A 21,340-nucleotide genomic window follows, 5' to 3' on the forward strand; every position below is an offset into this window, starting at 1 on the left:
CACATATCGACAAGTCATAACCGTAGATGTCAAAAACGACCGGGTTATATGTAACTTTTGGATAAAAATACCCGGGTTAAAATATGCTTCGAAACGTTTCTCTTGAAAAGCATATCTTAATCCGGGTATTCACATATTCCGTATTCTTTTTATGTTAAAAAATCATACATTAATATCATTACATCAAAAACATTATCTTCCTCCCGTATCTCCATCTCACCGGCATATTGATCCACGATCTGTCTGACGATCGAAAGACCGATTCCATGCATCCTGTCGTCTTCCTTGCTTGTCAGATATCGTCCCCCGCTTTTATGCAATGCATTTTTATACCGGTTTTTAATACTGATGGCTATATTATTACCGTCTGTGGTGATCCATAGCCTGATCACCCTATCTTCGGTCAGTTCCTTTACAGCTTCTATGGCATTATCCAATAGATTGCCCAGACAAATGCTGATATCCTCTGCATTCATCTCCGCATCCTGCGGCACTTCCGTATTGGCTGTCACCTTTATTCCTGCCTTTTCCGCCATATCTGCCTTGTAATTAACCACACTGTCAATATAAAGATTTCCGCTATTGGAAATAAAATCTTTTTTGTCTAAAAACTTCAGATTTTCACTGCAGTATCTTTTCAGGGCTTCATAATCTTCCTTTTCCAAATAAGTATTTTCCAATATGTAATGCTGCTTCATATTGTGACGCAGCTTCCTTAATTCTTCCCACCATTCCTTACTTTCCCGGTTCTGGCGAATATAGTACTCACACTGATTTTTCAGGATTTCTTCCCGCATTTGTTTTTCCATATTTTCTTTTGCTTTATCATACAGATAGTAGGTAAAGACGTTGATCAGCAGGATCATGAATACTACAATAAATCCCCAGAAATAGTTTTCAAGGGTTCCTGTGATAAAAACGGAAATCAGGATCCATATACTACAGACCGGAACGATAAATACTTCCAACCAATCCTGAAGATTCAGTTCCGCTTTTCTGTTCAGTTTTATAATGAGAGAGGTAAATTTAATAATCAAATACCAGACAATTTTAGATAACACTGTGCACAGCAAGGTTACTTCTGCATCATCTGTCCATGCCAGAAATTCTTTTCCGTAATACACGAGCAATTCTGCACACATGCCGCTCATATACATAAATATAGTCGTCGCCATCAATGTTCTGACTGAATCAGTATATAGGATTCTGATCGTCACAAAAAAAATACATACAAAAAGTAATATATTCAGCCAGATATTACTCGTGCCATCTCCCAGATACGTTAAAACATATGTAACACCGTTGAAGACCGCAAAATATCCTCCCCATACCAGATAGTCTGTATACCTGCGAATTTTCTTCTTTTTCAATGTACTGTCACAAAAAATACGCTGCAGTATTACAGAAAAAATCTCCACAATAGCCAGAACAAGCATCATTCCCATCTTCTCCCCTTTAACATTGAAATATAATGCTGTCTTACATGATCTCTGTAATTTTTACTGATTTCTACTTCCCGTCCATTATCCAGAACAACCCTGTCCGCAGAATACTCCTTAATAAAACGAGTATTCACGAGCAACGATTTTCTGATTCTCAGGAATTTTACATTTGCTTTCCGCAGATTCCTTTCCACTTCTTCCAATTTTCCATAAAATAAGTATTCCAATTCAGGCATATCCAGCTGTACTGCATTGATCTGTACGATTCTTTTATCACTTTGGAAAAACCGGATCTGATTCAGTGGAATATTGTATTGCCTTTTATTATAAGAAAAGCAATAACTGTCATCGGAATTCAAATGTGTTTCAAACACCCGTTTCAGGATCTTCTCCAATTTTTCTTCAGACACCGGCTTATCTATAAATGCATATGGCTGCACTTCAATCATTTCCTTGCAGTACTGGTTATGACAGGATACAAAAATCAGAATTACCCTGCTGTCTCTTTCCCTAAGGATACGCGCGGTTTCAATTCCGCTGATACCAAGCATTTCCACATCTAAAAAAACGATGTCCATATTTCCCGTGGTGTCTGTTTCCATTAATAATTCTTCCCCACTCCGGAAGCAAAAAAATTTCACATTTTTGGATAGCCTTGCCATGATGGATTGTATGATCTGTGTTTGCTTCTGCAACTCAGATAAAACATCCTCACATATAGCAACTCTTAACATTGAGAATTCCCCTTTCTCCTTCGCATGCTATAATACGATGCCAGTATGCAACTGTTCAGCCCAATATAGTTTCCTCCTTTCAAGACTTTCCGCAAAAACACTGGCAACATCAGCAACTATTCTTATTTTTTTGATATTATTACTATACAAACGATTTCCCCTGTTTTACGTAAACAATTCCCTCTTCCTCTTGATCATCTCATCAATCTTCTCAATATACAGTCCCACATCCTTCACATTGTCACACCGCTCGATTCTTCCGTCGGGGAAGACTCTCTTGGTGATGCTTCCGGCTCCCAAAGCCACGATGGTCTGTTTCTCCTCCATGATGAGGATGTTATACAGGCCGTATTTTCCGGGGCGGGCGTAGCCGGTGTTCTCGAAGTTGCCGGACATGTTCTTCTGTCGGTAGAGGTAATAAGGTTTCATTCCAAGCTTCTCAGCTCCCGCCGCCGCGATCTTCATGGTTTCGTCGGTGTTGTGAAGCATGGAGACGCCGTTCTCCTGGATCCACTGGTTCAGGCGGGATGCACGCTTGATGGCCAGGGAATGAACGGTCAGGCTGTCCGGGGCCAGCTCCACGATCTTTTCGATGGTGCGCTGTACATCCGCCTCCAGTTCTCCCGGCAGTCCCAGGATCAGATCCATATTGATATTGTCGAAGCCGACCTCTCTCGCCAGCTTATATGCCGTAAGCACTTGTTCCACGCTGGCTTTTCTGCCGATGATATCCAGTGTCTCCTGCTTCATAGTCTGGGGATTCACGGAGATACGGCTGACCTGGTGACGATGCAGTACCTCCAGCTTCTCTCTGGTGATGCTGTCGGCACGACCGGCTTCCACAGTGAATTCCTTCACGGTAGAGAAATCAAACTTGGACTTTAATGCCGTGATCAGACGGTCCAGCTGCTCCGGTTCCAGTGTGGTGGGCGTACCACCGCCGATATAGACGGTATCCAGTACCTTATCTTTAAAATTCTCCGCCACATAATCCATCTCTTTGATCACAGCGTCCACATAGGCATCCACCTGCCTGCGGAATGCAGCGATCGGATAAGAGGTAAAGGAACAATAGAGACAGGTTGTAGGGCAGAACGGAATCCCAATGTACAGGCTGTAACCACCTTCGTAATGAATCTCTTTTAACAGATCCCGCTCTCTCTTCGCAATATCGATTCCCAAAAGTGCCTTCTCTTCGCTGACATAATGGCTCTGCTCCATGAATTCTAAAATCTCTGCATCGCTTCTGCCCTCATCCAGCATACCGTAGGCGATCTTCGTGGGACGGATGCCGGTAAGGTTTCCCCATGGGAGTTTCTGCCCGGTCACCTTGCTTAAGGTGCGGTACAGGAAACGTTTCAGACCGTTCTTATACCCATCTGCAAGGTTTTCTGTCTCTGCATCCCACAGAAAATCCTCTTCTCCCACACGGATCTTCGCTCCGGTCTCGGCCAGTTCGATTTCCAGACTGACCTGCGGTTCCAGCTCTGCCAGCTTCTCCGGTTTTGTCTCCGGGGTGATGACCGTGACCTGGTCCTCCGCATAAAAAGCCTTCACCAGAGAATGTACATCATATTCATAGTTAGGATGGGATAATTTCACTACTTTCATTGTAATCTCCATTCCGCAGACGATTCCTTTCGTCGGAGGAATCGCGAATCAAACAGGCACAGAGATAACTCTTTCTGTGCCCGAATATATTTCAGTATTGTAACTATTCAGAACCCTATTAGCAAAACGGATTATATTTCTTCTCATGTCCGATGGTGGTGCTGTCGCCGTGTCCCGGATAGACTACCGTATCCTCCGGCAGAGTAAACAGCTTCTCCTTCACCGAACGCACCAGCGTACTCATACTGCCGGTGGGGAAATCGGTTCTTCCCACGGATTCCTGGAACAGGGTATCCCCGCAGATTAAGAACCCTCCCTCTGGGAAATAATAGCTGACACCGCCTGCGGTATGTCCGGGCGTTGCCAGAACTTTGATCCGGATGCCATCCAGATCCAGTTCCTCGCCATCCTTCAGATACACATCCGCGGTGACCGTTACCGGGCGTCCCATATCTTTCGACAGGTTGCTCTTCGTATCCAGAAGAAACTTTTTCTCCGCCTCCCCGGCATATATTTTCACGGGGTTCTCTCCATGATCCCCGGCATAGGCATCCGCTGCCGCCTTCAATTCCTCACAGCCACCGATATGGTCGAAATGTCCATGGGTCAGAAGGATCGCTGCTGTATGTAGTCCGTGCTGCCCAAGCGCCTCCTCAATTTTCTCTCCATGATCCGCGGGGTCGAATACCAGCACTTTATCACTGTTCTCTCTGTATACAAAGTAACAGTTGGTCTGATAGATTCCCAGCGTCATATGTCCGATACGGATATTGCTCATAATAATCTCACTTTCTGTTTCCCGACAGGTTCCGCCGTTTTCCGGACATCACCTTATCAGCCTGTGGTTCTCTCGATGTCAATGACGCTCTCGATGCCCCGGATCTTGTCAATGATACGGTTCAGTTCCTCTCTGCCGCTGATCTCGAAGGTCGTCTGCAGCGTTGCCAGTCCCTGTCTGTTGGTTCTGGTGTTCATGGACATAATATCAATATTTTTCTCCGTCAGCGCCTTGGAAATATCCGCTAACAATCCGTTACGGTTGTTGGCATAGATCTTGATCTCCGCCAGATATTTCTCCGCATGTGCCTCCTCCGGCTGCCATTCCGCATCGATCAATCTCGCCCTCTCCATCTCCGGCAGATTGATGATGTTGATACAGTCGGTACGGTGAATAGAGATACCTCTTCCACGGGTCACATAACCCACGATCTCATCCCCCGGCACAGGAGAACAGCACTTGGAAAAACGCACCGACAGATCCGCGATGCCCTTTACTACGATACCGCTCTTGGACTTCATGAGGATCGGCTTGTTCACACCACTTTGCGCATTTGCTGCATTGTTCTCCGCAATGCTTGCCAGAACTTCCTCGTTGGTCATCTCTTTCTTATGGTCACGGTCGTACAACTCCTGCATCTTGTTGACGATCTGACCCTCTTTCAGAGCACCGTGTCCTATGGCCGCCAGTACAGAATCCCAGTCCCGGAATCCATACTTGCGCATAATGGCATCCATATACTCCTGCTTCTGCAGGCTGGCAAGATTGATGCCTCTGGCTTTGCAGTAGCCGGAAAGCAGATCCTTGCCCTTTAAAATATTGTCTTCCTTTAACTCATTCTTGAACCACTGGTTAATCTTGTTCTTGGCCTGGGTACTTTTTACCACATTCAGCCAGTCACGGCTGGGACCCTTGGAGTTCTGCGAAGTGATGATCTCGATCCGGTCTCCGTTGTTGATCTTATAATCAATGGTCACAAGCTTCCCGTTGACTCTCGCTCCCACCATCTTGTTACCAACAGCAGAATGAATGCTGTAAGCAAAGTCAATCGGGGTAGATCCTGCCGGAAGGTTCTTGACCTCACCGGTAGGAGTAAAGCAGTATACGCTGTCGGAGAACAGATCCAGATCGTTCTTCAGCAGGTTCATGAATTCCTTGTTATCCGACATGTCCCGCTGCCACTCCAGGATCTGTCGCAGCCATACCAGCTTCTCTTCTTCCTGTACCTCCGGCTTCTTGCCGTCGGAAGCCTCCTTGTATTTCCAATGGGCGGCAATACCGTATTCCGCCACGCGGTGCATCTCAAAGGTACGGATCTGGATCTCGAAAGGCTGTCCGTTGCTGCCGATCAGCGTCGTATGCAGGGACTGGTACATATTTGCTTTGGGCATGGCAATATAATCCTTGAAGCGCCCCGGAATGGGTTTATACATTTCATGGATCACACCCAGTGCCGCATAACAGTCCTTCACCGTCTCCACGATGATACGCACCGCGAAGAGATCATAGATCTGATCCAGCGTCTTGTGCTGGTTCTTCATCTTCTTATAAATACTGAAAAAATGCTTTACACGGCCATCGACTTTGGCTTCGATGCCGGCATTCTTAATATGTTCACTGACTTCATCCACAATACCCTGGATATATTTTTCACGGACGCTCTTACGGACAGCGATCTTATCCACCAGATCATAATAGATATCCGGCTCCAGATACTTCAGCGACAAGTCATCCAGTTCGATCTTCAGTTTGCTGATACCAAGTCTCTGGGCGATGGGGCAATAAATCTCCAGCGTCTCCTTGGCAATCCTCTGCTGGCTCTCCGGCGTCTTGTACTTCAACGTGCGCATATTGTGCAGACGATCCGCCAGTTTGATCATAATGACGCGGATATCCTTCGCCATGGCGAGGAACATCTTACGCAGATTCTCTGCCTGCATCTCCAACTTGGCATCTGACTGTTCTCCGTTGCTGCCGGACAGCGGAATTTTCTCTAGTTTGGTCACTCCGTCTACCAGAAGTGCTACATCATCACCGAATTCTCTCCTAAGATCCTCCTCCGTCATCACGGTATCTTCCACCACATCGTGCAGGATACCTGCCACGATGGTCTCTTTATCCAGTTTCAGATCCGCCAGAATGATTGCCACATTCAATGGATGGATGATATAAGGTTCTCCGGACTTCCGGAACTGATTTTTGTGAGCCTCGCTGGCGACCTTATAGGCCTTCTCGATCATGGAAATATCATCACTGGGATGATATTTTTGCACACATTGAATAAGCTCCTGATATAATTCATCCGGATTCACGAATTCTTCTGATTTACTTATCTTGTCATCATCAAAAATGACTTCGTTCTTCTCTTCTGTCATAGACGAAACAGCTCCATATTATTTTTATCGATGTCTTATTTTCCCTCGTAGCAGATGGCTGACTCCAGACGATATTTGTTAATGCGCTCACGGCCTTTCAGTCCTGCCAGTTCGATCAGCACTACCACGCCGGCTACTTCACCACCCAGAGACTCGATCAGTTTGATCATAGCCTCGGTGGTACCTCCGGTAGCGATCAGGTCATCCACGATCAGAACTTTCTGACCGGGTTTGATACTGTCCTTGTGCATCTCGATGGTAGCGGAACCATATTCCAGATCATACGTGGCAGATACGGTCTCTCTGGGAAGCTTTCCCTTTTTACGGATCAATACAAAGGGCTTATGATTATTGTATGCGATCGGTGTTCCGAAGATAAATCCGCGGGACTCGGGACCTACTACCACATCATAATCCAGATCCTTGATCTTCTCCTGCATGGTATCGATCGCCAGGTGCAGTCCGTCCGCATCCTGCAGTACACTTGTGACATCACGGAAAATGATACCCTTCTCCGGGAAATCGGGAATGCTCTTTACATATTCTTCCAACTTTTTCATGATTCTACACACCTTTCTCTTATTTAACGAATTATAGCTGCTTTTCTGCTACTTCAATCTGTTTTTTAATAAAATATTTGATGATCTCGCTTCTGGTAATAATTCCGATGAATACATTTCTATCATCGATCACCGGTACAAAGTTCTGCATCTGCGCCTGTCCCAGCAGTTCTTCCATGTTGGTATCGATACATACCGGCCGGATCTTGCCACTCTGTATGATATCCCTCACGGACAGCTTTTCCAGACTCTTCATGGTAATAGTATCCAGCTCACTATTGTGGTTCAAGATATTCCACAGAAAATCTCCCTCACTGACTACGCCCACATACCGGTCCTCGGCATCGATCACCGGTACCGCTGTGTAACCGTAGCGTTTCATCTTCTCCAGCCCCTGTCTGATAGTCATATCGTCCCGAAGAAAAGTAACCTCCTCCTTCGGGGACAAAAAAGATGCAATATTCACAATGTTCCTCCTGCTTGTTCTTTTGTGTCCGTTAATTTTGATCCTTAGGGTCGACCTCTTCGAAGGTACTGTCCAAGGCATCCTGCTCCTGTTTGAATCTCCGGAGCTTGCGCGCAAAATAAATCGTAGAAAAGCAATCGCCGGCACCACTGAGGATCAGTACCACTCCCAGAACACGGAACAACAGAATCGCTGCTTTGAACGGATTGTAGATCAGTACCACTCCGAGAATGATGTTGATTGCCGCCACAATAAGAAGTCCCAGCCAGCTGCCGTAATCCAGTCTTTTCAGGTCAATGGCATCCTGCAGTTTGCTGCATCCGCTACACAGAACCAGTACTCCCAGAATAAAGGGAATCAGGGAGATGACGATCTCTACCTTGTACAGGACTACTGCTCCCAACACGATTCCGAGAATACCGAATACAAACTCATTGTGATAATAGTTCTCTCTGGCATCCCTGAGCAGATAGCAGATAATAGATACCAGTCCTGCCACAATCAATACGATACCGATCAGATACCCCAGTGTCTTCTGCATGGTCTCCGGGATCACCAGTGCCACGATTCCTAAGAGAATATACAGCACACCGGTAAGAATTGCTTCCCATTTCAATTCTTTCAGCATTTTCATATGTAACCCTTCCTTTCCTGTAAAACAATGTTAAACTCAGGGAAAACGAAAAAGGGGCTCTCTGCAAACCTGCGGAAAACCCCCTTTATGTTCAATTTACTTTCTGCCGCAGCACTTCTTGTACTTCTTGCCGCTTCCGCAGGGACAGGGATCATTGGGATAAACCTTCTGCTCCTTCACAATGGTAGTGGAAGACTTCTGCTCTTTGTAGAGTTCCTTACGGGTCTCTTCGTCAAAGATATCGTTCCACTCTTCCAGATTGTACAGCCAGTCGGCTTCTGCTGCTACCATGTTCTTGTACAGAAGAGCCTTATCGAAGCCTAAGTTTACCTGAGTATCCTCTTCCAGATCATCAATAGGGTTCTGCTCTACCAGGCTGTCGTTGATGCCATCCAGAAATCCGGTCATGGTCATCAGAGATACTTTGAACTTGTCAGCCAGTTCCTTCACGGTACCCTTTACTACTTCATCGGGATTCTTCAGAAGCTGTGCGTAGATTTCCTTCTCCTCCTGGAAATAAGCTGCCCAGAGTTGCTGCAGCTTCTCTTTGCCGGTTGCCTCATTATATGCTACTGATCTCCACTGTTCCATTAAATTCATAATTGTAATACCATCCTTACATAATAATTAAATATTTAATAATACGATTTCTCCGCCCTTCGGGCTCTCGAAATCGTCACATCCATTCGCATTTCGGACTGGCGTCCTCCATGCTCATGTCTGTTTATCCGCTCAATAGGTGAACTGCCTTGCCTGCAAGCAGTCAGGCAGTTCACCTATTGGCAGAATTATTAATCATAGTATATAACAACTCGTCCTCAAAAACAACAAAAAAATATCAATCGGGGATGTATAAACCCACAAATCCGGGACAGACTACTACTATCATCGGATCCCCTCCTTTGATCTTACGAAAGATACGATAATACTTAATCCTCCCCTTTTGAAAAGAGGCACCCGTGGGTGCCTCTTTTTTTGCTATCAGTTCCTACAGGGGAACTTTTCCTTCTTTGATCAGTTCAATAAAAGCATCTGCCACCTCCGGATCAAACTGGGTTCCTTTATTTTTCTCCAGTTCCCCCATAGCGTATTCCACACTCAGGGGCTCCTTATATGCTCTCTTGGAGATCATGGCATCAAAGCTGTCGCACACCGCCAGGATCCTACCAAGAAACGGAATCTCTTCTCCCTTGATTCCTCTGGGATAACCCTTGCCGTCATATCTCTCGTGATGGGAAACGACCGCGGGGATCACATAGTTCATATTCGGCAGATAGTGGATCATTTCGATGGATTTCTCCACATGGCTCTTCATGATCTCATATTCTTCATTCGTAAGCTTTCCAGCCTTTTTCAGGATGCTCTCCGGGATACCGATCTTACCGATATCATGCAAAAGGCCTGCCACCTTTACGGTCTGGATATCGTTTCTGGACAAGCCCAGCTTCTGGGCCAGCAATACCGCATACTGGGATACATTGGTGGAGTGCTGGAAAGTAAAGGAATCCTTCGCATCAATAGCCGCCACCAGTGCATACACCGTAGGCGCCACCTGCTCGTAACCGGTCTCCTTATCCTGGCTCTCCTCATTGATACCGCCTTCATATACCTGGATCCGGTCCTTACCATTACGCTTCGCATAAAAGGCCGCCCGCTTGGACTGCTGGAACAATTCCAGCGCATCCGCTGCCAGACCGGGATACCATGCCACACCAACGCTGAATGTAATGGGCTGCATGACCTGTGGTTTATTTGTAGCATTCTCCTGTACTGCCCGGGTCAGTTTCTCCGCCAGTGCCACCAGTGGTTCCCTGCCGGTCTCCGGCACAGAGACCAGAAACTCATTGGATCCTACCCGGAATACCTCTCCGTTCTCCACATTATCCAAAAATCTCTTCGCGCACCATTGCAGAATCCGGTCGCCGGTCTGTTCTCCGTACAGGTCATTGTATAACTTAAAATTATCCATGTCCATGTATAAAAAGCCCCGTTCTTCTCCCAAGGCACCATCGCGGCGCAGATACACTCCACAATAGCTGCGGTTATACAGGCCGGTCAGTTCGTCATGAATGGATACCTGATATACCTTTTCATAAGCATCAATGTTTTTCAGACTGCCGGAAGCAATATTTGCCATCTGCCGGATGCAGTCCGCCTCGCGGTAATTGAGCTTACTCTCCCGCAGACGCTCCATATATACAAATCCACAGACCATATTATCATATTTTAACAGGGCGATCTCCGGTGTCTCTTTTGTCTCTTCCTGCTCTACGATGCCACAGACTCTCTCCACCTCATCTTCGCCCAGCGGGATATGTCCGCTCTGTACCACCTCACGGTAACCGTCATCATTTATATTTTTCTCAAAGATTCTGGATTTCCAGCCCGGAATTGCATCATCCAGAATGTCATGCATATTGGCAAACAATTCCTTACGGTTTAAAATGGATGCCGCTCTGTCCTGGAATTTCCGCAGTCCCTCCAGCATATGCTTCTGCTTCTGGTTCAGGATATCCTCCAGACGCTTTCTGGCAAAAGCTACCACCAGCACCGTCCAGGCACATTGCAGAACGATATAGATCAGCAGTTTCTGCGTTACCGCCCGCTCCAGACTTCCCAGCACATTTTCCAGATTATGAGACAGGATGACCAACGGCAGGGATGCCACCACAACTGCCAGAAAATATACTGCACCTACCGTTACACGATAGGAAAAATCAAACAGATACTGCTTGTACATGATATAGACCATGCACACCGCCATACCAACGCAGCCCAGCATATCATACGGAAAGACGCTTCCCGGAATCAGGCAGAGCAGATTTCCCATCAAAACAAACAGGGTTCCCAGTAACAGCGGCTGTAGTTTTTTACGCAACTGTAGGTCTCCACCGATCTTGCAATGAGCCAGATAAGTGGCATAGACCAATACCGAGACCTCCAATACCGTCAACACCCAGATTCCGGATGTTGCATGATACATATAGACATAAGTTCCATCGGCACGGGTCGTCACTTCCGGTGCCGGCAGGATCGCGCCACTCCAGGCATTGCCCAGAACCAGAGCTGTCGTCAGGACTCCATAGATATAGATCAGCGCGTCATGCTCCGTAATTTCCAGAAAACCAAATAGAAATGCATACATAAACACTGGAATCACCAGCAGACCAAACAGTGCAAAATTATGCCAGAAACGAATTCCCGGAAATACCTGTAGCCGCATGAGAATCACCCCACCGGTCCACACCAGGCAGGAAGTCAGCACTGCCCTCAGACTACGGACTGTCCGGCTCTTCATGGTATTGAAAAAGCAGAATAACAGAAAAAGGGAGCACAAAAAGGCTCCCACCGGAACACCGATGTAGAGATTTCTATCTAATGTCATATCCAGAAAGCTCTCCATACTTGTATTACTCCCTCACACTTTTGTTTTTATTTTCGAACCGATATCCCTTTTTCGACCCGAATCCTCTTATGTATGTAAAATTATACCACATTTTTCCTTTAAAGACAATGGTACATCCAAAATCCGCTGATTCTCAGATCCGCGAAAAGGCAGACGTAAATTACGGCACTCTTCCTTGTATTCTCCGTCCACGATAACATCCAGAAGCGGTAAAAGTTTCGTGATCACCGGATCTCCCGCTTCCATCCAGGCCAGAAGATCCTTATCAAAATCATAGCCGGTATAGCACCAGATCGTCTTCCGGGGATAAATTTCCCTTACTTTCTTTACCAGAGAAAGCACCGTTGCACGGTTCTGCGGTTCCATAGGTTCGCCGCCCAATAAGCTTAAGCCCCGGATATAGTCCGGGGCCAGTGCCTGTAAGATCTCCTGTTCTGTTTCCAGCGTGTAAGCCTGTCCGTACTGAAAATCCCAGGCCACACTGTTAAAGCATCCCTTGCAATGATGGGTACAACCGCTGACAAACAGCGATACTCTCACGCCGGGACCGTTTGCCACGTCCGTTTTCTTGATCGTCGCATAATTCATAGGACATTTCCTTCCCTTTTACTATCTGCATATTACAGATGAAGAACTCTTGCCTTGATCTCCTTGGTCTTGCCGGCATTCCAGAAGTTCTCTCCAAGATAACCGCAGGTTCTTCTGGTGACATTCATTTTCGCATGATCCTTGTTGTGACACTGAGGGCACTCCCATTCCATATTATCATTGATCATGATCTCACCGTCATAGCCACAGACGTGGCAATAATCGGATTTGGTGTTGAACTCACCGTACTGGATATTATCGTAAATAAAACGGATCACTTCCTCGATGGCTTCCACATTATTCGTCAGATTAGGTACCTCCACATAAGAGATCGCGCCTCCCAAAGATTTATTCTGGAATTCACTCTCGATCTTAAATTTGGTAAATGCGTCGATCTTCTCCCGTACATCCACATGATAAGAATTTGTATAGTATCCTTTATCGGTGACATTGGAAATATCACCGTATTTTTCCCGGTCGATCCTTGCGAAACGATAACACAGTGTCTCAGCAGGAGTTCCGTAGAGGCTGAATGCAATACCGGTCTCCTCTTTCCATTTTGCGCAGCGATCCTTCATATAATCCATGACACGCAGGGCGAATTCCTTGCCGGGTTCCACGGTCTGGCTGCATCCTTTCATCAGATACGTGGTCTCATACAGTCCGATATATCCCAGAGACATGGTGGAATAACCATTGTGCAAGTATTTGTCGATGGTCTCGCCCTTCTTCAGACGGGCGATGGCTCCGTATTGCCAGTGGATGGGGCTCACATCGGATACCACACCTTCCAGTGCCTTGTGACGGCACATCAATGCTTCATAACACAGTTCCAGACGCTCGTCCAGCAGTTTCCAGAATTTCTCTTCATTTCCTTTTGCCAGAATACCGATCTGCGGAAGATTGATGCTGACAACGCCCTGATTGAAGCGTCCTTCCCATTTGTACTCTCCGTTTTCATCCTTCCAGGGAGACAGAAAAGAACGACAGCCCATGCAGGAAAATACATTTCCCTCGTAATTCTCGCGCATCTTCTTCGCGGAGATATAGTCGGGATACATTCTCTTGGCAGAGCACTGTGCGGCCAGTTTGGTCACATAGTCATATTTTCCGCCCTTTAAGCAGTTGTTTTCATCCAATACATAGACCAGCTTCGGGAAAGCAGGAGTCACATAGACGCCCTTCTCATTCTTGGTCCCCTCGATCCGCTGACGCAGGATCTCCATGATGATCTGCACGGTCTCTTCCACATATTCGTCATTCTCATCGATATGCAGGAAAAGTGTGACAAAAGGAGACTGTCCGTTGGTGGTCATCAGAGTATTGATCTGATACTGGATGGTCTGCACACCGGATTTCAGTTCGTCATGCACACGCATCTGCACGATCTTGTCCTTGGCTGCCTGATCCAGAGTATCCCCGAATTCTTCCTCCAGCTGTTTTGCAAATTTTTCCTTACTCTTACGCAGATATTTCCCCAGATGCTTGATATTGACGCTCTGGCCGCCGTACTGGTTGCTGGCCACTGCCGCAATGATCTGGGTGGTCACGGTACATGCCACCTGAAAGCTCTTGGGAGACTCGATCATCTTGCCGTTAATGGAAGTGCCGTTGTCCAGCATGTCCTTGATATTGATCAGACAACAGTTGAAGATCGGCTGGATGAAATAATCCGCATCATGGAAATGCAGCACACCGTTGTCGTGCGCCATGGCAATATGCTCCGGCAAAAGCAGACGTCTGGTAACGTCACGGGACACTTCACCCGCAATATAGTCTCTCTGAGTGGAAGCCAGACGGGTATTCTTGTTGGAATTTTCCTCCGCCAGCTCCTTATTCTCATTCCGGATCAGTTTTAAAATAGATTCATCCGTAGTATTGGACTTTCTAAGCAGACTTCTCTGGTAACGGTATACAATATACTTCTTTGCCAGAGTATATTTATTGTGCTCTACCAGATGCTCTTCGATCATATCCTGGATATGCTCCACGGTCTGGGTCTGTCTGCCCTCCTGCTGTACATCCTCCAGAATCTCCTCGATCAGTCCCTCACTGGCACGATACCGCTCCTCCACTTCATTGTTGGCCTTATGGATTGCTTCCCGGATCTTCTCCTCTTCATAGGGCACTACTCTGCCGTCTCTCTTCTGAATCTTCATTGCTGTTTCCCTCACTTTATATCATTCCCATAAGATACGAATTCCTGCATAAGCCGAAAGAAAAGCCGCATCGGAAGCAAGTTCCCGACACGACTTTTTCTGCAAATCATAGTGTCTCACTAGATTTTGTGTTTTCCAAGTAATTTCGTATCTACATCTTGTATCTAATATTATAGTGAGGATACATGGAAAAAGCAAGTATCTTTTTTAAAACATTCCTCTTCCACCATAACCGCCGAAGCATAAACCGCCACCGCCACAGCAAAGGTTGCAGAACAGATTGGCCAGACAAATTTTCAGGCACAGGTCGTTGCCACCCACATGGGGATAGCCATAGGCTGCCTGTCTGCTCTCATACCACTGTCCCCCGCTCTGTAGTCTCTGCAGGAGCATCTGGTATTCCATATTCTGGGGATCCAGCGCCACCGCCTTGTTTGCATGTTCCAGCGCCGCTACATTATTTCCAAGGCCCATGTGTGCCATGGCACTGTAGTAATACCATCTGGCCGTCTTCTCATGCTCTCCCATGCCGTCCAACGTATTTCTGGCCTCTCTGTAATAGCCGTTTCTGAGATAATTACCGGCTGCCCGCAGTCTGGGCTCTTCTTCATAGCCAGAAGTCTGCTGTTGCCAGCCTGCCTGCTGCCAGAAGTCTCCAAATCCCTGACCGTAGCCGCCATATCCCTGGCTTCCACCGTAGCCGCTTCCGCTACCACCATAGGTCTGCCTGCCATATCCGCCACCGTAACTGTAGCCTTCGGTCCGCTCCTTCATGATCTGCTGGTAGGCTGCCTGGATCTCCTTGAACTTTTCTTCCGCCTGATCCTTATTGGGATTGTTGATATTGGCATCGGGATGGTATTTCCGGCTCAGTGCCTTATATGCTTTTTTTATTTCCTCCTCGGAGGCATCTCTGCTCACTCCCAGAACACTGTATGGATCATAAGTCATTTCCCGTTACCTCTTTTGCACTGTCTTTCATCCGTTTCTTCCGCACGATCTCATAACGGCACCATACACCGGAATACAGAATATTCCGCAGAATATCCACATTCTGTAAAATAGGAAGCTGTTCGAACTCCTTACAGCACTCCGACATCATCATGGTCAGGATCTGCCGGCATTCCTCCTCAAAGCCCGGTTCCTCATACCGTTTCTTTAACGGATTATAGGTTCCTTTTTTGAGGTCCTGCTCGATATCCTCATAGGCATCCAACAGATAAATGAATTTTCCCAGGAAAAATCCAAGTCTCTCCAGATTGTCCTTCCACTCATCCTCACGACAGGATACAATCTGTGCCATGACTCTGCCAAACAATCCCGCCATGGTATCAATATCCGCATTGCCCTGCTTTTCCGCATCCGCAAAATCCTGCATGGCCAGTGAGATATTTCTTACTTTTTCCTGATATAATAACGGTTTTTTACGGAATTTTCTTCCCAACAGATAACTGTACACCAGTCCCTTCAGACTATGCTCGTCCTCCCAGTCGTCCTCCGCTTTATAGCAGGAAAAAAGTACCGTCATATCTGCCACATAATCCGTAAACAGATTTCTTCTTGTGGGATGTTTTTCCAAAGGATGGGCCACACATCTGCACTGGGCCTCCTGCTCCTCCGGTTCATATAAGCCGGTGAGCAGCATCAGGATAAAAGTCATATCGTAATTCAGAGAAAGCTGCCCCAGGACACCGTAACGTTCCTTCAGGCTCTGACACAATCCGCAATAATAGGATCGATAAACATCATACTCCTTAAATTTCATTTCCGACTGATTGATCACAATATATCCGAACATCTGGCTCACCACCCTTTCCTATATTTCTGTATTCCAATTTTCATTTCCCGTGATCCTGCCACAGGATTTTCCCGTCAGGTCTTGCGGATAAATTCTTCACCGCATTTTCTGCACCGGATTGCGATCTTCCCCTTATGTCTGGGTACCCGAATCTTCTGTCCGCATTTCGGGCATTTATAGATCTTGTACTCCTTACGACCGGCAATAGCCTTTTTCTTTCGCTGCCACCATCCGCGAACCTTCATTTCTTTCTTCAGATACCACTGGTTCTCGGCACTCCTCTTACTCAGGTCTTTAGAAAACATCCGGTAATACGCATAGACTAACAGGGCCAGAGCCAGCACATAAAATATTCTCAGACCAAAAAAAGAGAGCGTCAGGCAGACCAGAGCCACAATCATCAAAAACTGATTGAAGCGGTCGTTGCCATAACGCCCCCACATGAAACGCTGTAACTTCTCTTTCATGAAGTACCACCTTTCGTCCGCCACCATACAGGGGACACATTATCCAAATCTTTCAGAGTCTCCTTCGCGAAGTCTCCTCTGAATGTTACCTACATTATGGTATGCCGAAAGGCAAAAAGCAATTAACTAAGTATAAACTTTTGTAAAAGAACTATTATTTATTCCACAGTTCCTGGGCCCGTTCATCCCAGTTTTTCGCGTATTCTGCGCACTTTCCGCACAGATGCTCCACAGACTCCGGTGACTGTAAATCAGTGGAATGTGCTCCGGTCTCATGCACCATATGCTGTAAGATTTCCGGATTTTCCAGCATCGGGCAGGGCTTTAAGTGATTGCAGTTGAAAGGCTGGTTCGCACGGTATGCCATAAACAGTGGCTGCTTCAACGCAGTCAGCAGATCTACTTCCTTGATATTGGCACCGGAATAATGGATGAATACACAGGGCTCCACATCGCCGTTTGGATTGATATGGCAGTAGTTTCTGCCGCCTGCGATACATCCGCCCACATATTCTCCATCGTTCTGGAAATCGAAGGCAAAGATAGGTTTTCCGCCCTTCATGGCACGGATTTCACGAATACGGTGATACATATATTCTCTCTGGTCCGGATCTAAGAGCAATTCGGTAGATGCATCATTGCCTACGGGCATATAATGGAAATACCAGCTGAATCTGGCACCTTTTTCAATGATCATATCCAGGAATTCATCACTGGTGACTACTTTATAGTTCTTGCTGGTATAGCAGATGGAAGTTCCGAAGATCAGACCGTACTGCTTCATCAGATCCATGGCATGCATTACTTTATCAAACACGCCCTTGCCGCGGCGTAAGTCGTTCACTTCGTCGAAGCCTTCCAGACTGATAGCTACGGAGAAGTTGCCTACCCGCTTCATCTCCTGGCAGAATTTTTCATCGATCAGCGTGCCGTTGGTAAATGCATGGAAGCCACAGTCATCGTGTTTCTCGCACAGACGGATGATGTCATCCTTTCTGACCAGAGGTTCGCCACCGGTGAAGAAATACAGATAGATACCAAGTTCCTTACCCTGGGTAACGATGCGATCCATATCTTCAAAGCTTAAGTTCAGACGATTGCCGTACTCTGCCGCCCAGCAGCCGGTACAATGCAGGTTGCAGGCACTGGTGGGATCCATCAGGATCAGCCAGGGGATATTGCACTGATGTTTCACACGCATCTCGTTGATCTCTTTTTTACCGCAGAACGCCGCCTCAAAACCATAGTCCAGTGCGGACATTTTGATGACATGGGGATCCACTTCGTTTAAGATCCGGTTCACATACTGCATCCATTTGCTGTCCGGATCCTGGATCATACGTCTTGCCGCATCATAGCTTTCCTTGCGGAAGGTATCTCCCATAAATTTTTCCGACAGATCTACCAGCTTTAAGAATGCCTTTTCTCTGTCTGTTTCGTCCTTATTCACATACTTCAGAATTCCGTCGATTGCTGCGCCAAATGCAGCTCTCTCAACTTTGTGTTTTGCGTCTGCCATACGATTTACCTCACTTTTGTCTATTTATTCTATGAATCACGGTATTTCAGATGTAATATCGAAACAATACATCCACGCCGGCAAGCAGGAAGATCAGCGCTCCACTGATCAGTACACGGTTTCTTCCATGACACCCGATCCGATATCCCGCATAGATGCCGGCGATGACCGCCAGCGCAGCCATAATTGCCAGCTGAATGATCTGCACCGTTACTCTGGTGTCTAAAAAGCCCATGCCAATTCCCGTCAGAAAACTGTCCACACTGGTAAGCATGGCCCAAATGCATAGCTGTCTCCAGGCGAAGGCATCTTCCCTTCGTTCCAGCGGGTCCCGCATATGTAGTGCCCGGACGATCAGCCATATCCCGATCAGGAAAAAAATAACTGCCGATGCCGCCCTGAACAGTCTTTCTGTCCGCTGATAGTTCATTGCAATGTACGGAAGTTCCGAAATCAGGCTTCCTAAAAGCATTGCACCGCTCTGCCATCCTGTGAACAGCAGGATCATTTTCAGGATCTGCTTTTTGTCCAGTCTGGAAAGCATAGCGCCTTTGTATAATGCATAGGTAAAGACATCCAGGGATAGTCCCACCGATACAATGAAAATTTCATACCATGCCATCCATGCAACCCCTTTCTCCCGTTATAATGTTTTTATCTCTTTTCATTTTTTACTTTAAACAATTTTCCGGCATATGGTAAGATACAACCCTTGCACAGCGTTTTTCCTGCTCTTACATTTTTTCGATAACTGTAAATATTCCGCGACATTTTGGCAAAAGTGTCGTTTAAAGTTGAGAAAAGAAAGTTTTTTGGTTATAATATTTCTATCCCGGTTCTTTTATAGGAAAAGGAGTCCTGTGATGAAGACAAAAGAATTATTGGCAGACAGTTTTCGTTCTCTTGTGCTTACCATGCCTTTTCAGAAGATTTCCATCAAAATGATCACGGATGGTGCACATGTGATCCGCCCTACTTTCTATAACTATTTTCAGGATAAATACGAAGTGATTGAGTTTCTGTTCGACCAGGACATCGGCAGCAAAGTCGAAGTCATGATCGAAAACGATATGGAACAGGAAGCCATCAAGCTGATGTTTATCTGTTTTGAAAAAAATAAGGAATATTATCATCGACTTTTTGAAACCACAGGCCAGAATTGCTTCGGAGAATTTTTTTCACACTACTGTGAACAGACCTTTTTCCGGATTCTGTCCAGACATCCTATGAGGAAAATGCCCTGCGAACTTATCACACCGCAGTCACTGGCACATTATAATGCCCTCTTATTAATTGAAATTCTAAAGTTATGGCTCTCCTCTCCGAAAGAAGTCCCTGCGGAGAAAATTTTTGAGGCCTACCAATATATTATACGAACTCCGATACTGGATATGATCCAATATCCGGAACCATAAAAAGACAGGTCGAACTGACCTGTCTTTTTATATCTGATAAACTTATAATCTTGTGATCACAAAGATATCATAGATTGCCTGAATTGCAGTCTCAAAATCTTCATTTGCCACACCGATGATGATGTTCAGCTCGGAAGATCCCTGGTCGATCATCTTAACATTGATATTTTTGTGTGCCAGTGCGGAGAAGATTCTGCCTGCAGTGCCGCGGGTGGACTTCATGCCACGGCCTACGACAGCGATCAATGCCAGGTCGGATTCGATGTCAATGGCGTCGGGATTGGCCAGTCTGTGGATGCCTGCCACTACCTTCTGTTCCTTGTGCATGAACTCATCCTGATGTACGAATACCGTCATGGTATCAATGCCGGAGGGAACATGCTCGAAAGAAATACCATTTTCTTCAAATGCCTGCAATACCTTTCTGCCGAAACCGATCTCGGAGTTCATCATATCTTTTTCAATATTGACGGAGCAGAAGCCCTTCTTGCCGGCGATACCGGTGATCACGTATTTGGACTTCTGACAGGTGCTTCCCACGATCCAGGTACCATTGTCCTCGGGAGCGTTTGTATTGCGGATATTGATAGGGATACCTTCCTGACGTACCGGGAAAATGGCATCCTCATGAAGAACGGTAGCACCCATATAGGCCAGCTCGCGAAGTTCACGATAGGTGATAGTCTCAATAGCCTCGGGATGATCAATGATGCGGGGATCCGCAATCAGGAAACCGGATACATCGGTCCAGTTCTCATAGACATCCGCTTTGGCAGCCTTGGCCACGATGGAACCGGTGATGTCGGAACCGCCTCTGGAGAAAGTCTTCACCGTTCCGTCGGGCATGGCACCGTAGAAGCCGGGTACAACTGCTTCCTTGCTCTCTGCCAGTCTGGCACGCAGTACTTCATTGGTCTTTGCTGCGTCAAATTCGCCGTTCTCATCGAAGAAGATGACGGTTGCCGCATCAATGAAATCATAGCCCAGATAATTTGCCATGATAATACCGTTCAGATATTCACCACGGGAAGCCGCGTAATTGCTGCCGGCCTTTGCCTTAAAGTTCTTCTCAATAGTCTTGAACTCATCGACAAGATCCAGATCCAGCTGCAGTCCGTCGATGATCTCCTGATAACGGGCTTTGATAGCATCCAGCTCTGCCTTGAAGCTCTTGCCCTGATCTGCCAGATCATAGCAGGCATACAACATATCCGTTACCTTGGTGTCATCGGAAAATCTTTTCCCCGGTGCGGAAGGTACCACATATTTTCTCTCCTTATCTGCCCGGATGATGTTTCCTACTTTTTTGAACTGCTCTGCGCTCGCCAGAGAACTTCCACCGAATTTCACTACTTTTGACATAACATTTTCTCCTCAACTCTATCTAA

19 protein-coding genes are annotated in these 21,340 nt (G+C 46.5%); 1 reads left to right on the forward strand and 18 read right to left on the reverse strand.

Annotated elements, in window-relative coordinates; all coding sequences use genetic code 11:
* Positions 1 to 149: 149 nt before the first annotated feature.
* The 17 genes from ACLTOH_RS08265 to ACLTOH_RS08345 all read right to left on the reverse strand — a co-directional run bounded on the left by ACLTOH_RS08265 (position 150) and on the right by ACLTOH_RS08345 (position 19,159).
* Positions 150 to 1,439, reverse strand: a complete 1,290-nt coding sequence (locus tag ACLTOH_RS08265) for a sensor histidine kinase (RefSeq protein ID WP_172594721.1) — start codon at positions 1,437 to 1,439, stop codon at positions 150 to 152.
* Positions 1,436 to 2,176 (reverse strand): LytR/AlgR family response regulator transcription factor, encoded by a 741-nt coding sequence (locus tag ACLTOH_RS08270; protein ID WP_117466280.1) that lies wholly within the window; start codon positions 2,174 to 2,176, stop codon positions 1,436 to 1,438. The genes ACLTOH_RS08265 and ACLTOH_RS08270 overlap by 4 nt, the downstream gene beginning before the upstream one ends.
* A gap of 165 nt (positions 2,177 to 2,341) precedes the next feature.
* Entirely contained in the window at positions 2,342 to 3,799 is a 1,458-nt protein-coding gene (hemZ, locus tag ACLTOH_RS08275) for a coproporphyrinogen dehydrogenase HemZ (RefSeq protein WP_412200493.1), read from the reverse strand.
* A 106-nt stretch (positions 3,800 to 3,905) separates the two neighbouring features.
* Positions 3,906 to 4,565 (reverse strand): MBL fold metallo-hydrolase, encoded by a 660-nt coding sequence (locus ACLTOH_RS08280; protein WP_262593416.1) that lies wholly within the window; start codon positions 4,563 to 4,565, stop codon positions 3,906 to 3,908.
* Positions 4,566 to 4,621: 56 nt separating this feature from the next.
* Positions 4,622 to 6,940 (reverse strand): RelA/SpoT family protein, encoded by a 2,319-nt coding sequence (locus tag ACLTOH_RS08285; protein WP_022313202.1) that lies wholly within the window; start codon positions 6,938 to 6,940, stop codon positions 4,622 to 4,624.
* A 35-nt stretch (positions 6,941 to 6,975) separates the two neighbouring features.
* A complete protein-coding gene (locus ACLTOH_RS08290) occupies positions 6,976 to 7,500 on the reverse strand; it encodes an adenine phosphoribosyltransferase (protein WP_022155162.1) in 525 nt (174 codons plus the stop codon).
* A gap of 31 nt (positions 7,501 to 7,531) precedes the next feature.
* Positions 7,532 to 7,966, reverse strand: a complete 435-nt coding sequence (locus ACLTOH_RS08295; RefSeq protein ID WP_022313204.1) for a CBS domain-containing protein — start codon at positions 7,964 to 7,966, stop codon at positions 7,532 to 7,534.
* A 31-nt stretch (positions 7,967 to 7,997) separates the two neighbouring features.
* Positions 7,998 to 8,600, reverse strand: coding sequence for an HdeD family acid-resistance protein (locus tag ACLTOH_RS08300; RefSeq protein WP_022313205.1), 603 nt, complete (start codon positions 8,598 to 8,600; stop codon positions 7,998 to 8,000).
* 96 nt (positions 8,601 to 8,696) lie between these two features.
* On the reverse strand, positions 8,697 to 9,200 hold the full coding sequence (locus tag ACLTOH_RS08305) for an SEC-C metal-binding domain-containing protein (RefSeq protein WP_022313207.1): 504 nt from the start codon (positions 9,198 to 9,200) through the stop codon (positions 8,697 to 8,699).
* 388 nt (positions 9,201 to 9,588) lie between these two features.
* Positions 9,589 to 11,985 carry an HD domain-containing phosphohydrolase gene (locus ACLTOH_RS08310; RefSeq protein ID WP_337545453.1) on the reverse strand — a complete coding sequence of 799 codons (2,397 nt, stop codon included), beginning with the start codon at positions 11,983 to 11,985 and terminating at the stop codon, positions 9,589 to 9,591.
* Between the two features lie 87 nt (positions 11,986 to 12,072).
* Entirely contained in the window at positions 12,073 to 12,594 is a 522-nt protein-coding gene (gene nrdG / locus ACLTOH_RS08315) for an anaerobic ribonucleoside-triphosphate reductase activating protein (protein ID WP_022313209.1), read from the reverse strand.
* Positions 12,595 to 12,626: 32 nt separating this feature from the next.
* On the reverse strand, positions 12,627 to 14,753 hold the full coding sequence (gene nrdD, locus ACLTOH_RS08320; protein WP_022313210.1) for an anaerobic ribonucleoside-triphosphate reductase: 2,127 nt from the start codon (positions 14,751 to 14,753) through the stop codon (positions 12,627 to 12,629).
* Positions 14,754 to 14,960: 207 nt separating this feature from the next.
* Positions 14,961 to 15,704, reverse strand: coding sequence for a J domain-containing protein (locus ACLTOH_RS08325; protein WP_337417755.1), 744 nt, complete (start codon positions 15,702 to 15,704; stop codon positions 14,961 to 14,963).
* A complete protein-coding gene (locus tag ACLTOH_RS08330; protein WP_118539252.1) occupies positions 15,694 to 16,551 on the reverse strand; it encodes a DUF5685 family protein in 858 nt (285 codons plus the stop codon). The genes ACLTOH_RS08325 and ACLTOH_RS08330 overlap by 11 nt, the downstream gene beginning before the upstream one ends.
* A gap of 74 nt (positions 16,552 to 16,625) precedes the next feature.
* A complete protein-coding gene (locus tag ACLTOH_RS08335; protein WP_118669042.1) occupies positions 16,626 to 17,018 on the reverse strand; it encodes a hypothetical protein in 393 nt (130 codons plus the stop codon).
* A 154-nt stretch (positions 17,019 to 17,172) separates the two neighbouring features.
* Positions 17,173 to 18,537 (reverse strand): radical SAM protein, encoded by a 1,365-nt coding sequence (locus ACLTOH_RS08340; RefSeq protein WP_227733627.1) that lies wholly within the window; start codon positions 18,535 to 18,537, stop codon positions 17,173 to 17,175.
* Positions 18,538 to 18,583: 46 nt separating this feature from the next.
* On the reverse strand, positions 18,584 to 19,159 hold the full coding sequence (locus ACLTOH_RS08345) for a manganese efflux pump MntP family protein (protein ID WP_227733626.1): 576 nt from the start codon (positions 19,157 to 19,159) through the stop codon (positions 18,584 to 18,586).
* Between the two features lie 241 nt (positions 19,160 to 19,400).
* Between ACLTOH_RS08345 and ACLTOH_RS08350 the strand changes: the two genes are divergently transcribed.
* Complete coding sequence (locus tag ACLTOH_RS08350; protein WP_022313217.1) at positions 19,401 to 19,952, forward strand: TetR/AcrR family transcriptional regulator C-terminal domain-containing protein; 552 nt, start codon at positions 19,401 to 19,403, stop codon at positions 19,950 to 19,952.
* 42 nt (positions 19,953 to 19,994) lie between these two features.
* On the opposite strand, the gene ACLTOH_RS08355 is transcribed toward ACLTOH_RS08350, so the two are convergent.
* Positions 19,995 to 21,314, reverse strand: a complete 1,320-nt coding sequence (locus ACLTOH_RS08355; RefSeq protein ID WP_117466294.1) for an aspartate kinase — start codon at positions 21,312 to 21,314, stop codon at positions 19,995 to 19,997.
* Positions 21,315 to 21,340 lie beyond the last annotated feature (26 nt).

This window comes from Waltera sp. (assembly GCF_046969025.1).
GTDB lineage: Bacteria > Bacillota > Clostridia > Lachnospirales > Lachnospiraceae > Acetatifactor > Acetatifactor acetigignens.